The sequence below is a fragment of the Nonomuraea typhae genome (assembly GCF_009760925.1).
Classification (GTDB): Bacteria; Actinomycetota; Actinomycetes; order Streptosporangiales; family Streptosporangiaceae; genus Nonomuraea; species Nonomuraea typhae.
Window position 1 is genome coordinate 354550 of sequence record NZ_VRLV01000005.1, and the last position, 13037, is coordinate 367586.

Genomic DNA, 13037 nt, shown 5'->3' on the forward strand with positions numbered 1-13037 from the left:
GACCCCGGGTGCTCTACGTGATCGGGTGCGCTGTGCGGCTTTAAGTTCGTGGCTGGATCAGCGGGTGGCGCTGAGCTGGTCGAGCAGCAGCGTCAGGCGGGCCTCGCGACCTGAGGCGGGGAGTCGGCCGCCGCGGGACAGGACGATCAGCCCGTGCAGGGCGCTCCAGGTGACCTCCGTCAGGATCGCCGGGTTGCGGCCGTCGGCGAACTGTGCGATCCCGGACAAAAGCGCCTGGAAGCCGTCCCGAAGCGGCTCCGGGGTGTCGTCCTGGCCGAACGGCAGGTCCACGGCCATCGTGAACATGGCGTCGTACAGCGCGGGGTTCTCCTCGGCGAACGTTATATAGGCCCTGGCCAGCCCCTCCAGCGCGGCCCGCGGCTCGCCCGTCCGGGTCGCGGCGCGCAGGCGCACGGCCAGTTCCGCGAAGCCCTCCAGCGCCACTGCCGCGACGATGGCGTCCTTGCCGGCGAAATGGCTGTACAGGACCGGCTGGCTGTACTCGATCTCGTCAGCCAGGCGGCGGGTGGTCACCGCGTCCCAGCCTTCGGACTCGGCCAGCTTGCGGGCGGTCTTGATGATCAGATCGTGGCGCTGGGCGCGTTCGCGTTCTCTGCGCTGCTGGGTGGACACCCTCCCGATGCTAGCACCGCTAGACAGATGAGCGCCGCTAGTCTAGCGTTGCTAACACTTCTAGCAACGATCGAAGGAGAAGGCGTGGTCACCATCGCCACCTGGATTGCCGGACTGGTCGCCGTCGGGATCATCCTCATCGGCATCCGCTTCCTGCTGCAGCCGGTCGCGTCGGCGGCGGGCTACGGGGTTCCCGTGTCCATGAACGCGTATCTGACCGTCAAGGGCGTGCGGGACATCACGGCCGGGCTCGTCATACTCCCGGCCCTGGTAACGGGAAACCAGCTCATGCTCGGCTGGCTGATTCTCGCCAGTGTGTTCGCCCCGCTGGGCGACATGGTGGTCGTGCTCAGGAACGAGGGTCCGCGGGCGGTGGGGTTCGGCGTCCACGGCCTCACCGCCGCGGTGATGGCGGTGGTCGCGGCCATTCTGATCCTGGCGTGAGCGAAAAGTGGGGCAACCTTTCTCGGCCGCGGGTACTCCAACAGAGAGTTGAGTGATCGCATCGGGAGGAACGCCACCATGAAGAAGACCTTTGCCGCCGTAATCGCCGCCGGAGCCGTGCTCGTCGCCGGCACCCCCGCGCTCGCGCAGGCGGCCAAGGCCCCCGCACTCGGCCCTTACGGCTACGGTGCGGTGAAGCTCGGGATGAGCGCCAAGCAGGCCAAGGCGACGGGCAAGGTCGTGCACAAGTCGGGCCTCGGCACGGACGCCTGCTCGATCTGGGACCTGAAGAGCCACCCCACCGGTAAGGACTCGGCCGGATTCTTCCTGTCCAAGCGCCTCGGCGTGGCGGTCATCTTCGCCGGCAAGGGCATGAAGACCCCCGAGGGCATCGGGCTGGGCGCGACGATGAAGCAGATCAAGAAGGCATACCCGAAGGTGAACACGCGCACCGAGGGCAACCCGAGCGTCAAGGTGCCGGGCAACTCCAAGGCGTACTACATGTTCGGCGTCAACCGGCAGGGACGCCTGGAGGAGCTGGCGCTCGCCCTCACCAACCAGGACTGTGTGAACTGATCCACCGAACCGGCCCTTGACCGGCTAGGCCAACGTGGCAGCGACCCAGCTCGACACCGTCCCAACGGTTCGCCAGCGGCGGGTCTCTTGGCAGCTGGAGCGCCAAGCGGAATGATCTCCAGGTCTGGCGGGCGCTCAGCTCCCGGTATGCCTCACGGAGCTCACCCGCTTCGGGAAGGCGGCGTTCTTCGACGGCCCTGATCACTTCTCTGGCTCGCCAGTAGCCCGACGGGACGAGTATCCGGCTGGTGATGGCTGCGAGGGTGATCCGTCCGGCCTCGTCGGGCTGATCGACGGCGAGCCGCGACAGGGCGAGGTCCAGACGAGCCGAGACGGCCCGGCGCGGGCGTGGCGGTCCGTCCTTGTCGCGTACTGATGCTCGTGGACGGCGAACCGATTCAACGGAGCGCCGGCTACTTTCCAGCCGCCGCCCTGTTCGCTGACACACCTGTGTACTGCACGCGCCCGCGATGGCTGGCCTCGACGTCGTGGAATCCGTGGCCACGCTGATGCCGCCGGGGACGGTCATAGTGACGGTGATTGTCGCGGAGTGCGGCCAGCGGACTGGTGCAGGCTGTCGCCAACGAGAGCGCGGGGACGAGCGGGGTCGTGAGCACACCTCGGACTGAGCGTGCCGCTTGAGTGCCGAACTTCGCGATTGATGCTCTAGTCCTCAATCGGGCGCAGCTCCACGGAGGGCTTCACTAGGTGGGGTTCGACCAATGTGATCAGGTCCAGTTGTAGCTGCAGTGCCTGTTTGGGCGGGGCCTGGAGCATGTCGCGGAGCCGGTCTGGAGCATCCGGAGGCACAGTAAGGCCGTCCAGGTGCCGCTGGAAGGTCCCGAGGTCGAGTGACGGGTTGGGCAAGTCGTTCGCAGCCCAGACGGTTCGGACTACCTCGTTGGTCATCGCGGCTGCCGCCCAGCCGATCTCGACGGGATCGCCGCGTTGGAGTACGGCCAGCATCTTGGGGCGCACATGCTTCCATAGCCAGTCATAGTGGGCCTTGATGTGCGCTGGTACCCGGTAGCACGCGTGGATCTCTGCGGCTTCGGCGAGGAGTTGGGCGAGGGCGCCTGCCGGGTCTTCCAGGATGATGCCGTCCATGAACGCATATCCCCACGACTCATCCCCGACACGATGTGGGCAAAAGCGTCCACGCCAGTCGTTGGCGGTGTAGGCCAGCAGGTCCACGGGCAGGAGGCGGCGCCGGCGGCGCCACGGGGCGTCATCGTCGTTCTCGGCGGTGACCACGAAGACATCCAGGTCGGAATCGGGGCGTGCGGTCCCACGCGCGAGTGATCCGCCCAGCATCACTCCTTGCACGTTGGGATCAGCACGCAGTTCGGCCAGCATTTCATCGAGCACCCGTTCGTGTAGGGGTGTGGGATACCGAACGCTCGTCATAAGGCCCCAAAAGTCGGGATTTGCTGTGCCGTGGTGGTTTCCATGGCGAAGCCTATGGTGATGCGGCCATATCGATCTGCGCGTTTGCCGGGTTCAGCGCGATGGTCACATCCCCCTGCACCTAGCGGATTGTGGCTGTTCCGGCATAGCCGGCGCCTCCTGCCGTATGGACTTGATCCGCGCCCCTTGAGTCCATCGCCGATACTGCGCGCGGCATGCACCGCAGCAGAACACCGCCTGCGGCCGCATCGAGCCAGCCAGAACGGCCCCCCGCACTCCTGGCAGGCACGAAGACTCAGCTCGCCGCCCACCTCTCAACGGAACTCCGACGACGACGACCCCAGATCGCTGTTCCTGGCGAGCCACAACGACCTATGCCGCGCAGCGGGTGACGTCGTCCGCGGTACTCGTTGTCCGGCCTAAGGATCGGGGTCCGGCTGTCTGGTGTAGGGGACCGCAACGGTGCCGCCCCCGATGACGTGGCGGTGATCTGGCCGGATCCGGTGGCGCAGACCGGGAATGGCCGGACCTCTGCCCGATTAGCGGAGAGCAGGCCACGAGACCAATATCTGTCGGATTTGGCCCCACATGGCCCCACTTCCGCGATCATTGTTGGTGCTATGCCGAGAACGGCGCTGAGAGGGTGATCACTGATGGCTATGAGTCGAGGCCGGATCATCTCGGTCATGGTGTTCGTGGTGTGTGCGGTGGTTTCGACGGCGGGCTGCGGGCTCTTTCAGGTGACGTTCAGGGCGGAGGCGGGAGCCGTCCGTGAAGTGTCCGGCATCGGCCGTGTGGTGGAGAAGACCTTCGTCGACCCCATCTATCGCAACACCATCCAGATTGACGACATCCTGGTCATGGATGTGGGCGCGAGCTCCCACGAGGAGGGCATGGCCGTAGCGCGCGATCGCCTTGCAAAGGCCGGCTGGGTCCCCGGGGTTGAGCGGGAACAAGGGATCTCCCTGGATTCCGCCCGGTGGAAGGACACGCCCCTCAGCGTCGCGCCGTATGAACCGGAGGCCGTCCGCAGCCTCGGGGCGACCACCACAACCCCATACGATCAGGGCAAATACCTGCTCGTGGTCATGACGAAGGTCGGCTAGGAGTCAGCCCGGCAACTGATCGCCTTGCCCGCGAGCATGGTCGCGGCGACGTCGGCCTCTTCTTCTCGAGGGTCGTGCGCCGACCTCAGCTGTACGCGAGCGGCCAACGGACGATCGTGATCACCTGCCGAGAATCGGAACGGGCACTGACCTTGTGATTAACCTTCCAACGGGTGTGAAGCCGCTTCGTGGGCGGCAAGCTCTGCTGGAGTGCCGACGAAGGCGGGCCCGCACCCAGGCGGAAGGTGTTCCACCACCATCGCGACGGCATGTGCGGCTGTCGCGGCGTACCCCACCCGCTGGCCGCGGTGGGGACCATCCACCTGATAGCCGCGCCCTGCAGCGGCTTTGATGTAGGGGATGTCCCAGGTCCAGCGGGGGTCCGTGCAGCGGCTGAAGTGCAGTTCCATCATCCCGGTCCAAGGGAAGAGCTGTCGCAGACGCGGCTCGGCATAGGCGGTCTCCACCAGGTCGGGAGGGAGGCGTCCATCCTCGCGCACCTCCTGCCAGCCGGCTTCGACCAGGTCGGCGCTTGGAGGGCGGGTCGTCATGACGGGCATCATGCATGATGGTGCCTATTCGAGGCGAGGGCAGGGCGGCTGCCGGGTGTCGACAGCTCGCCTTGGGCTTCGGGCTTAGCTTGTCGATAAGTCCTGATCTTCGCGTATGCCGCGTTCAGCGGCTCGGGTGCTGTGTCATCACACGGTGAAATGTGGCCGTTTCGGCATGGTGTATTGCGGTGTGGAGCTCCTTGCTGACGTGGGTGACGACCCTGAGCCCCAGGCAGGCGTCATGACCTGCCACATCTCGCCGTCAGTCTTCTCGTCCCTGCAAGCGCTGACACCTTGGCAGGGGTGGTTGTACCGCTTGATGGACGCCTCGGCGGGGTGAGTCAACAGGGCTCCTGTGACTGCTGCGGCTGCCAAGCCCAGGGCGAAGATCTTCTTCATGTGCACTTAGATGTTCGTTGCAACTTCAGGGTTCGTGGCTGTCTAGGTCCACTCGCCATCGCTCGGCGCTCAGTTGACTACGTCGACGGGCGAGCAGCCTGGTGAACCTTTCCGGTCACAGCACTCGCTGTGCTTGGAGGTACGGCGGGCGGTTGCGCGCCCTGGTCGAGCTGGATTCGGTCGGCGGCTGAGGCGTGCCTTGATTCCGCCGGAGCGACAACGGCTCGGGCCGACTCCTCGTAGGAAGGACTCGATCACACGATGATGCTGGGCTTCTCGTTGCCTGCCGGATCCTGCGGATCGGCGCCCTGCACCCGTGCCCGGTCAGCGCTCGGGGGTCCGGGGGCCGGGAGGTCCCCGGCAGGGGGTGTGGGGGGCTCGGCCCCCCACTGAGGGGAGCCCGAGCCCCATCGCGCGAAGCGCGCTTCCTGGGAAGGACCTTGCTTTTTGGCCTTTTGGCAAGGACCTTGCTTTTAGGGCCGTTTAGCGTGACCGGTTGTGGAGTCGGTCCATGTCCAGGATGACGACGGCCTTGGCCTCGATGCGCAGCCAGCCCCGCTGCGCGAAGTCGGCCAGCGCCTTGTTCACCGTCTCCCTTGAAGCGCCCACCAACTGGGCCAATTCTTCCTGGGTCAGGTCATGGTGGACGCGCAACCCGTCGTCCGTCTTGGTGCCGAAGCGTTCGGCCAGGTCCAACAGTTGTTTCGCCACTCGTCCGGGCACGTCCGTGAAGACCAGGTCCGCCAGGACGTCGTTGGTACGGCGGAGCCGCTGCGCCAGTGCGCGCAGCAGGTGCAACGCCACCTCGGGCCGCCCGGTCAGCCATGGTCGCAGGTCGTCATGCCCGAGCCCGGCCAGCCGTACGTCGGTCAGGGCCGTGGCGGTGGCGGTCCGTGGCCGGGGATCGAACAGCGACAGTTCCCCGAACATTTCGCTTGGTCCAAGCACGCTCAGCAGGTTCTCGCGGCCGTCGGGTGACTGGCGGGAGAGTTTGATCTTGCCTTCGAGCACGACGTAGAGACGGTCGCCCGTCTCGTTCTCGTGGAAGAGCGTCTGTCCCTTGGACAGCTGGACTTCGGTAATGCTTGTGCGCAGCGCCGCTGCGCTCTCTCGGTCGAGCGCGGCGAACAGGGGGGCCTTGCCCAGCACGTCTTCGGTGTTCACTCTGCCTCCTCTGCTGCCATTGTGACTCACCCCACTCCCCGCAGCACACTTAGGCTAGGGGGATGCCGACTGAGTCCAGACTCGCCCTGGTGCGACGTGCGCGCAGGATGAATCGCATACTGGCGGAAACTTACCCCGACGCCCACTGCGAGCTCGACTTTGGTTCCCCGCTCGAGCTGCTGGTCGCGACGATTCTCTCGGCGCAGTGTACGGACAAAAGGGTCAACATGGTTACTCCAACCCTTTTCGCGAAATATCCGACAGTGCAGGACTACGCCGCGGCCGACCGCGCCGAGATGGAAACGATCATCAAGTCCACCGGCTTCTTCCGGGCCAAGACCAATTCGATCATCGGCATGGCCCAGGCCGTCTGCGACCGCTACGGCGGCGAAGTCCCCGGCAAGCTCAAGGATCTCGTCACCCTGCCCGGCGTCGGCCGCAAGACCGCCAACGTCGTCCTCGGCAACGCCTTCGACGTCCCAGGGCTGACCGTCGACACCCACTTCCAGCGCCTCGTCCGCCGCTTCGGCTGGACCGAAGAGACCGACCCGGTCAAGATCGAGCACGTCGTGGGCGAGCTCATCCCCAAGCGCGAGTGGACCATCTTCTCCCATCGCGTCATCTGGCACGGCCGCCGCATCTGCCACGCCCGCAAGCCCGCCTGCGGCGTCTGCCCCCTGGCCGCGCTCTGCCCCGCGTACGGCACCGGCCCCACGGAGGAGAAGGCCGCCCAGAAGCTCGTCCGCTCCGGCCCCTTCTCATAACCGCCGGGAATCGTGACCCAGCGGGAAGCCCCAGAGGGGTCTGCGGCGTTGGAGGTGTTCGTGACGCAGGTGCCCGACTGGCTCGACCGACTGGCGGCGGAAGCCGTACAAGCTCAACCTCCCCTAGGCATGCACCCGCCCGCCAACGGAAGCGGCCGGCGGGCGGCGGTGCTGCTGCTGTTCGGCGAGGGCCCGATGGGGCCCGACGTGCTGCTGATCCAGCGCAGCTCCCGCGGGCGCAGGCACGCGGGCCAGCCCGCCTTCCCCGGCGGTGGCGTGGACCCCGAGGACGGCGGCCCGATCGGGGCGGCGCTGCGTGAGGCCGAGGAGGAGACGGGACTGCTGCCCCAGGGCGTGACCGTCGTCTGCACGATGCCGGAGCTGTACATCTGGCGCAGCGACAACCGGGTCACCCCGGTCCTGGGCTGGTGGCACGCGCCGTCGGCGGTGCACGCGGCCGCGCCCGACGAGGTGGAGTCGGTGGAGCGGGTGCCGATCGCGGAGCTGGTGGATCCGGCCAACCGGATGACGTTGCGGCACCCGGGCGGGTATTCAGGCCCGGCGTTCAGGGTGCGGGGGATGCTGGTGTGGGGGTTCACCGCCAGCCTGCTCGACGGGGTGCTGGGGATGAGCGGGCTGGCCGGGCCGTGGGACCCGTCAGTGACCGAGGACCTTCCGCCCGAGGCGGTCAAGCTGTCCCGCCGAGGCTAGGGCGGCGTAGCGGACGCCCGGGTCGTCGTCCCCGACCGCGAGGTAGCGCAGGATGGGCAGCGCCCGATCGCGGAAGGCGGCGAGCTCGACGATGATGTGCACCCCCAGCAGGCGCTCAGCGGCGCTCTCCGCCGCGCACAGCCGCCGGGCCAGGGTGAAGGACGCGAGGTCGCCCCGCTCGCGCAGCGCGCTGATCGCACGCCTTCTGGCGGGTCCGTCGGGATTCGGGTCGGCCAGAGCGGCCTCGAGAAGATCGCCCACGTGCTCACGGTAGCTCGGGGGGTAAGGGCGTCCTGCCCGAAGGCGTGCACACTTGACCCTGTTGCTGGTTACCTTTGAAGCGTGCGCGGTGATCTGCTTGACCTCATCTTGATCGGCCTCGTGATCGCCTTCGGCATCTCGGGTTACCGGCAGGGATTCATCATCGGCGTCATGAGCTTCGTGGGTTTCGTCGGCGGCGCCGTGCTCGGGGTGTTCATCGCGCCCCCGATCTCCAAGGCGGTGGTGGGCGGCCCGACCGAGCAGGCGCTGCTGGCCATCGTGATCGTCTTCCTGACCGCCACGATCGGGCAGTTCGCCTCCTCGACGCTGGGCGCGGTGGTGCGCTCGCACGTCACCTGGGAGCCGGCCAAGCTGGCCGACTCGGTCGGCGGCACCTTCGCCAGCGCGCTGTCGGTGCTGGTCATCGCGTGGCTGATCGGCTCGCTGATCGTCTCGACGTCGTTCACGCCGCTGGTCACCCAGGTCAAGGACTCGCTGCTGCTCACCACGGTCGACGAGGCCCTGCCGCAGGCGGCGCGCAACTGGCAGCAGCCGTTCAAGCAGTTCATCGACAACTCGGAGTTCCCGCCGGTCTTCGACGCGATCGGCGGCAACCAGCTCGTCAACGTCCCGCCGCCCGACGTCAGCGTGCTGCAGGGGCCGAAGCTGAAGAAGGCCCGCGAGTCGATCGTGAAGGTCCAGGGCAACGCGGAAAGCTGCAACAAGCACATCGAGGGCACCGGCTTCGTCTTCGCCCGCGACCGCATCATGACCAACGCGCACGTGGTCGCCGGCGTCACCCGTGACCTGGAGGTCATCGACAAGGAGGGCACCCGCCGCCCGGCCACCGTGGTCCGCTACAACCCGCTGCGCGACATCGCGGTGCTCCACGTGCCCGGCCTCAACCTGCCCCAGCTCGACTTCGACAGCCAGGCCGAGCGCGGCGACAGCGCGATCATCGCCGGCTTCCCCAAGGGCAAGGGCTTCACCGCCGAGCCCGCCCGCATCCGTGGCGCGATCCCGGCGGAGGGCCCCGACATCTACCGCAGCACCACCGTCACCCGCCAGGTGTACGAAGTCCGTGGCAAGGTGCTGCCGGGCAACTCCGGCGGCCCGCTGCTCACCGTCAACGGCGACGTCTACGGAGTGATCTTCGCCGCCGCCACCGGCAAGGCCGAGACCGGCTACGTGCTGACCGCCAACGAGGTGCGCCCGGACTACACGGCCGGCCGTACCGACGTCAGCCCGGCCAGCACCCAGCGCTGCGACTAACGGACCTCGAAGCCCAGCGCGCCGGCGACGACGGTCGCCTGAACGGTGTCGATGATCGCCTTCTTGATGCTCGTGACCTGCGGGTCGAGCGCGCTGAGGTCGCTGCCGCGCAGGTCGCAGGAGGTCAGGTCGGCGCTGTGGAGCCAGGCGCCCGACAGGTCGCAGCGCAGCAGCTCGGACTTCTCCAGCCTGGCCCCGGTCAGGTCGGCCTCCCGCAGCCGCACCTCGCTGAAGGAGCTGCCGCGCAGGTCGGCGCCGGGCAGGCCGGTGAACGACCAGTCGCCGCCCGCCACCTTCAGCAGCCCGAAGGTGCAGCCGTCGAACATGCTGCCGGTGAACTTGCACGCCCGGAACGTGGCGTCGAAGAGCGAGCAGCGCTTGAACGTGCAGTTGACGAAGCTGGCGTCGTCGTGCTCGGAGACGTTGAAGCGCACCTGCGAGAACGTGCACTCCTCGAAGGCCGAGCCGCGGTTGATCATCTCGGTCATGTCCACGTCGACGAAGAGCACCCGACGGAACGTCTCGTGGTCGAGGTCGCGCCCGTCCCACTCACCGGACCTGATCGCGGACTCCGTGGGCGGGGCGGGCAGTCCATGCTTGCGTTCGGCCATGCGAGCCAGGCTAGCCGCGGGCTACGACAGTTCGAGCTCGCGCAGGATCAGGGCGATGGACTCGTCCGGGTCGCTGTCCTCTCCCAGGCCGGTCGCCGCCCTCCCCACCTGGTCGTACGGCGGGCCGTACCCCTGGATGCGGGCGGCGCCGCGGCTGAAGAGGGTCACCGCGCCGCGCCCGTTGCCGCGCTGCAGGTGGGTCAGGCCGACGCAGATCTGCGCCAGGCCCTGCCAGAGCTCGCGCTCGTCCTCGGGGGCGCACTTCCAGCGGCCCTCGAACACCTCGTGGGCGTGGAAGGGCTTGCGCTCGGACAGGTACTGGCGGCCGTCCTGGAGCGCCTGCTCGGTGGTCGGGGCGTAGTCGTCGGGCACTCGGGGCACGCCGGCCGCGCCGTACGGCATGGGACGGCCGAACTCGTCGCGAGGGCGGGCGTTGCGCGGCCTGCCCTCGGTGTCGCGATCTCTCATCGATCCGGCTCCGGGTCGGATAGCCACCCGAGCAGTTCTGCGTTGAACACCTCGGGTGTCTCCTCATGGGGGAAGTGCCCCGCTCCGTCGATCAGCCTCCAGCGGTACGGCGCGGCGACGTGCCGGCCGGAGCCCTGCGCGGTGCGGGGGAGGACGCAGGTGTCGAGGGCGCCGTGGATCTGCAGGGTGGGCGCCTCGACCTCGGTGCGCATGGCCCTGGCGTACCGCAGCCCGTCGGGCCGAAGCTGGGAGCGGCCGAACCAGCGGTGGTACTCCAGGGCGAGGTGGGCCACCGCCGGAATGCGGAAGGCCTCGCGGTAGATGCGGGCGCTCTCCTCGTCCGGCCAGCCTGGCCGCGACCAGGACTCCAGCAGCCTGCCCACCAGGGCGGCGTCGTGGGCGACGAGCCTGCGCTCGGGCAGGATCGGCAGCTGGAAGCCGAACGCGTGGGCGCCGGCGCGGAGCTGGCCGGGGTTGCGCAGGGAGGCGCGCATCCGGAGCGGGTGCGGGGCGCCGACGGCGACCAGGCGGCGGACGCTCTTCGCGTCCATGACCGCCATGGTCCAGGCCAGCAGGCCGCCCCAGTCGTGGCCGACGACGATCGCGCCGGTCTCGCCGAGCGCCCTGATCAGGCCGGTGGCGTCGCCGGCGAGGGTGGGCAGGTCGTAGCCGCGGGGCGGTTTGTCGCTGCCGCCGTAGCCGCGCAGGTCGACGGCGACCGCTCGGTACCCGGCGGCGGCCAGGGAGACGAGCTGGCGCCGCCAGGTCCACCAGAACTGCGGGAAGCCGTGCAGCAGCAGCACCAGCGGCCCGTCACCGGCTTCGACGATGTGGAAGCGGGTGCCGCCGGCGTGTACGGCGCGGTGTGTCCAGGGCCCCTCGATCTGGACGACCGACTCGTCAGGTGCCATCCGGCTTCACCACCGGCTCGCGGTGTGACCCGGTGATGCCCGCGGTCGGCCCGGCGGCGGCCAGGGCCGGGCCGCCGTCGGCGTCGTCCGGGTCGGCGATCTCCTTCAGGCCCTTGAGGGAGCGGGCGGTGCGCTTCATCCCGGCCAGGCCCTTGAGCCTGCGTATCCCGATGAACACCATCAGCCCCGCGACCAGCAGGTAGAACACGGTCACGATCAGGAAGGCGGCCCACGTCGGCAACCACTGGTCGAGCACGTAGGCGATGGTGAACGAGAGCAGGATCAGGCACAGGTGCGCCATGAACGCCGCGGCGGCGAACAGGCCGGTGGCGGTGCCGACCCGCTTGGCGTCGAACCTGAGCTCGGCCTTGGCCAGCTCGATCTCCGAGCGGACCAGCGTCGAGATCTGCTGGCTCGCCTGGGCGACGAGAGAGCCCAGGGATTCCTCTTCCGGGGTCTGCGGCATGAACGTCTCCTATCGGGGCCTGGTGGCCGTGTCAAACATCATCCAGCGCAGTGCGGCGATTGCGTACCCGGATGTGGAGGAGCACCGCTGCCAGCACCGAGGCGACGAGGCTGGCGGCGAGGATCCCCGTGGTGACGGCGTCCGCGCGTTGTGGATCGTGCCCATAGGCGAGGTCGCCAATCAGCAACGACACCGTGAACCCGATTCCGGCCAGCAAGGACACCGCCGCCATGTCCCGCCAGTGCAGCTCTTCCGACAGTCTTGCCAGGCCGAGCCGTACCGACAGCCAGGCGCCGCCGAAAACCCCGAGGAACTTGCCGAGCACGAGACCCGCCACCACCCCCAGAACTACCCGATCCGAGAAGATACCGCTCAGGCTTGCGGCGTTGAGTTGCACCCCCGCCGACAAGAACGCGAAGACGGGTACGGCGAAGCCGGCCGACACGGGCCGGAGGTAGTGGTCGGCGGCCTCGGAGGGGGAGCGTTCCTCGTCGTCCCGGGCCCACACGCGGGTGAGCAGACCCAGCGCCACGCCGGCGACGGTGGCGTGGACGCCGCTCACTTCGACGAAGTACCAGGCCAGTACGGCCAGCGGCAGGTGGATCCAGAGGCTGGTGATCCGCTTGGCCTGCAGGTATCCGTAGAGCGCGATGAGCGCCGCGCCGATGGCCAGCATGATCAGGTTGAGGTGCTCGGTGTAGAAGATCGCGATGATGGAGATGGCGCCCAGGTCGTCGACGACGGCGCTGGTCAGCAGGAACGCCCGGAGCGCCGGGGGCATGGCGCTGGCGGTGACGGCCAGGACGGCGAGGGCGAAGGCGATGTCGGTGGCGGTGGGGATGGCCCACCCGCGGCCGGATTCGTGGGCGCCCCAGCTGACCAGGAGATACACGAGGGCCGGGACGACCATGCCGGAGAGGGCGGCGATGATCGGGAGCGCGGCCTTGCGGAGGTTGCTGAGTTCGCCGTGGACGAACTCCTCCTTGACCTCGAGTCCGGCCACGAAGAAGAAGATGGCCAGGAGGCCGTTCTGGGCCCATTTGACCAGTTCGAGACCGAGGATCTCGGTGTCGCGCAGGGCGGCGTAGCTGTCGTAGGCGACGTTGGCCCAGATCAGCGCGGCGACCGTGGCCACGAGCATGACGATGCCGCCGATCGTCTCCGCGCGCAGCGCTTCGGCGAGCGTGCGGGCGTAGCGGACGGTGGGCCGGAACGGCCAGATCTCGGCGGCGCGGCGCAACGTGAGTCCCCCTCGGGCATGGCGGGTTTCGGGGTCGGGTCCCCCTGTCGCCG

Annotated in this window: 16 protein-coding genes; 6 read left to right on the forward strand and 10 right to left on the reverse strand. The window is 68.3% G+C overall.

Annotated elements, in window-relative coordinates; translation table 11 throughout:
- Positions 1 to 57: 57 nt before the first annotated feature.
- Positions 58 to 633: a TetR/AcrR family transcriptional regulator gene (locus FVE25_RS21095; protein ID WP_157248720.1), complete on the reverse strand. Its 576-nt coding sequence runs from the start codon at positions 631 to 633 to the stop codon at positions 58 to 60.
- An 84-nt stretch (positions 634 to 717) separates the two neighbouring features.
- Between FVE25_RS21095 and FVE25_RS21100 the strand changes: the two genes are divergently transcribed.
- Together FVE25_RS21100 and FVE25_RS21105 are read left to right on the forward strand one after the other, a co-directional pair.
- On the forward strand, positions 718 to 1077 hold the full coding sequence (locus FVE25_RS21100) for a DUF4267 domain-containing protein (protein WP_219825591.1): 360 nt from the start codon (positions 718 to 720) through the stop codon (positions 1075 to 1077).
- A 78-nt stretch (positions 1078 to 1155) separates the two neighbouring features.
- On the forward strand, positions 1156 to 1653 hold the full coding sequence (locus FVE25_RS21105) for a hypothetical protein (protein WP_157248722.1): 498 nt from the start codon (positions 1156 to 1158) through the stop codon (positions 1651 to 1653).
- Between the two features lie 666 nt (positions 1654 to 2319).
- On the opposite strand, the gene FVE25_RS21110 is transcribed toward FVE25_RS21105, so the two are convergent.
- Complete coding sequence (locus FVE25_RS21110; RefSeq protein WP_219825592.1) at positions 2320 to 3009, reverse strand: nucleotidyltransferase domain-containing protein; 690 nt, start codon at positions 3007 to 3009, stop codon at positions 2320 to 2322.
- 737 nt (positions 3010 to 3746) lie between these two features.
- Between FVE25_RS21110 and FVE25_RS21115 the strand changes: the two genes are divergently transcribed.
- Entirely contained in the window at positions 3747 to 4166 is a 420-nt protein-coding gene (locus tag FVE25_RS21115; protein ID WP_157248724.1) for a hypothetical protein, read from the forward strand.
- Between the two features lie 158 nt (positions 4167 to 4324).
- Here FVE25_RS21115 and FVE25_RS21120 read toward each other — a convergent pair whose 3' ends face one another.
- Together FVE25_RS21120 and FVE25_RS21125 are read right to left on the reverse strand one after the other, a co-directional pair.
- Positions 4325 to 4717, reverse strand: a complete 393-nt coding sequence (locus FVE25_RS21120; RefSeq protein WP_219825593.1) for a DUF6193 family natural product biosynthesis protein — start codon at positions 4715 to 4717, stop codon at positions 4325 to 4327.
- Positions 4718 to 5599: 882 nt separating this feature from the next.
- Positions 5600 to 6280, reverse strand: a complete 681-nt coding sequence (locus FVE25_RS21125) for a Crp/Fnr family transcriptional regulator (RefSeq protein WP_157248725.1) — start codon at positions 6278 to 6280, stop codon at positions 5600 to 5602.
- A 62-nt stretch (positions 6281 to 6342) separates the two neighbouring features.
- Between FVE25_RS21125 and nth the strand changes: the two genes are divergently transcribed.
- Positions 6343 to 7044 carry an endonuclease III gene (nth, locus tag FVE25_RS21130; RefSeq protein ID WP_157248726.1) on the forward strand — a complete coding sequence of 234 codons (702 nt, stop codon included), beginning with the start codon at positions 6343 to 6345 and terminating at the stop codon, positions 7042 to 7044.
- Positions 7045 to 7104: 60 nt separating this feature from the next.
- Positions 7105 to 7755, forward strand: coding sequence for an NUDIX hydrolase (locus FVE25_RS21135; RefSeq protein ID WP_246267243.1), 651 nt, complete (start codon positions 7105 to 7107; stop codon positions 7753 to 7755).
- On the opposite strand, the gene FVE25_RS21140 is transcribed toward FVE25_RS21135, so the two are convergent.
- Positions 7702 to 8016, reverse strand: a complete 315-nt coding sequence (locus tag FVE25_RS21140) for a HEAT repeat domain-containing protein (protein ID WP_157248727.1) — start codon at positions 8014 to 8016, stop codon at positions 7702 to 7704. The genes FVE25_RS21135 and FVE25_RS21140 overlap by 54 nt on opposite strands.
- An 81-nt stretch (positions 8017 to 8097) precedes the next feature.
- On the opposite strand from FVE25_RS21140, the gene FVE25_RS21145 reads away from it, so the two are divergent.
- Positions 8098 to 9288, forward strand: coding sequence for a MarP family serine protease (locus FVE25_RS21145; RefSeq protein WP_157248728.1), 1191 nt, complete (start codon positions 8098 to 8100; stop codon positions 9286 to 9288).
- On the opposite strand, the gene FVE25_RS21150 is transcribed toward FVE25_RS21145, so the two are convergent.
- From FVE25_RS21150 to nhaA, 5 genes are read right to left on the reverse strand one after another with little or no spacing between them, the layout of a single operon-like run.
- Positions 9285 to 9899, reverse strand: a complete 615-nt coding sequence (locus tag FVE25_RS21150) for a pentapeptide repeat-containing protein (protein WP_157248729.1) — start codon at positions 9897 to 9899, stop codon at positions 9285 to 9287. The two genes, FVE25_RS21145 and FVE25_RS21150, sit on opposite strands and share 4 nt — an antisense overlap.
- Before the next feature lie 21 nt (positions 9900 to 9920).
- Positions 9921 to 10367 carry a DUF309 domain-containing protein gene (locus FVE25_RS21155; protein ID WP_157248730.1) on the reverse strand — a complete coding sequence of 149 codons (447 nt, stop codon included), beginning with the start codon at positions 10365 to 10367 and terminating at the stop codon, positions 9921 to 9923.
- A complete protein-coding gene (locus FVE25_RS21160; protein ID WP_157248731.1) occupies positions 10364 to 11278 on the reverse strand; it encodes an alpha/beta fold hydrolase in 915 nt (304 codons plus the stop codon). Before FVE25_RS21160 ends, FVE25_RS21155 begins: the two co-directional genes overlap by 4 nt.
- A complete protein-coding gene (locus FVE25_RS21165; protein WP_157248732.1) occupies positions 11268 to 11744 on the reverse strand; it encodes a phage holin family protein in 477 nt (158 codons plus the stop codon). The genes FVE25_RS21160 and FVE25_RS21165 overlap by 11 nt, the downstream gene beginning before the upstream one ends.
- A 31-nt stretch (positions 11745 to 11775) precedes the next feature.
- Positions 11776 to 12984: a Na+/H+ antiporter NhaA gene (gene nhaA, locus FVE25_RS21170; protein WP_157248733.1), complete on the reverse strand. Its 1209-nt coding sequence runs from the start codon at positions 12982 to 12984 to the stop codon at positions 11776 to 11778.
- Between the last annotated feature and the right edge of the window lie 53 nt (positions 12985 to 13037).

Coding starts and splice junctions, on each gene's coding strand:
- FVE25_RS21105 (WP_157248722.1), top strand. CDS start 1,156: ATGAAGAAGACCTTTGCCGCCGTAATCGCCGCCGGAGCCGTGCTCGTC.
- FVE25_RS21110 (WP_219825592.1), bottom strand. CDS start 3,009: ATGCTGGCCGAACTGCGTGCTGATCCCAACGTGCAAGGAGTGATGCTG.
- FVE25_RS21115 (WP_157248724.1), top strand. CDS start 3,747: ATGGTGTTCGTGGTGTGTGCGGTGGTTTCGACGGCGGGCTGCGGGCTC.
- FVE25_RS21120 (WP_219825593.1), bottom strand. CDS start 4,717: ATGACGACCCGCCCTCCAAGCGCCGACCTGGTCGAAGCCGGCTGGCAG.
- nth (WP_157248726.1), top strand. CDS start 6,343: ATGCCGACTGAGTCCAGACTCGCCCTGGTGCGACGTGCGCGCAGGATG.
- FVE25_RS21150 (WP_157248729.1), bottom strand. CDS start 9,899: ATGGCCGAACGCAAGCATGGACTGCCCGCCCCGCCCACGGAGTCCGCG.
- FVE25_RS21155 (WP_157248730.1), bottom strand. CDS start 10,367: ATGAGAGATCGCGACACCGAGGGCAGGCCGCGCAACGCCCGCCCTCGC.
- FVE25_RS21160 (WP_157248731.1), bottom strand. CDS start 11,278: ATGGCACCTGACGAGTCGGTCGTCCAGATCGAGGGGCCCTGGACACAC.
- FVE25_RS21165 (WP_157248732.1), bottom strand. CDS start 11,744: ATGCCGCAGACCCCGGAAGAGGAATCCCTGGGCTCTCTCGTCGCCCAG.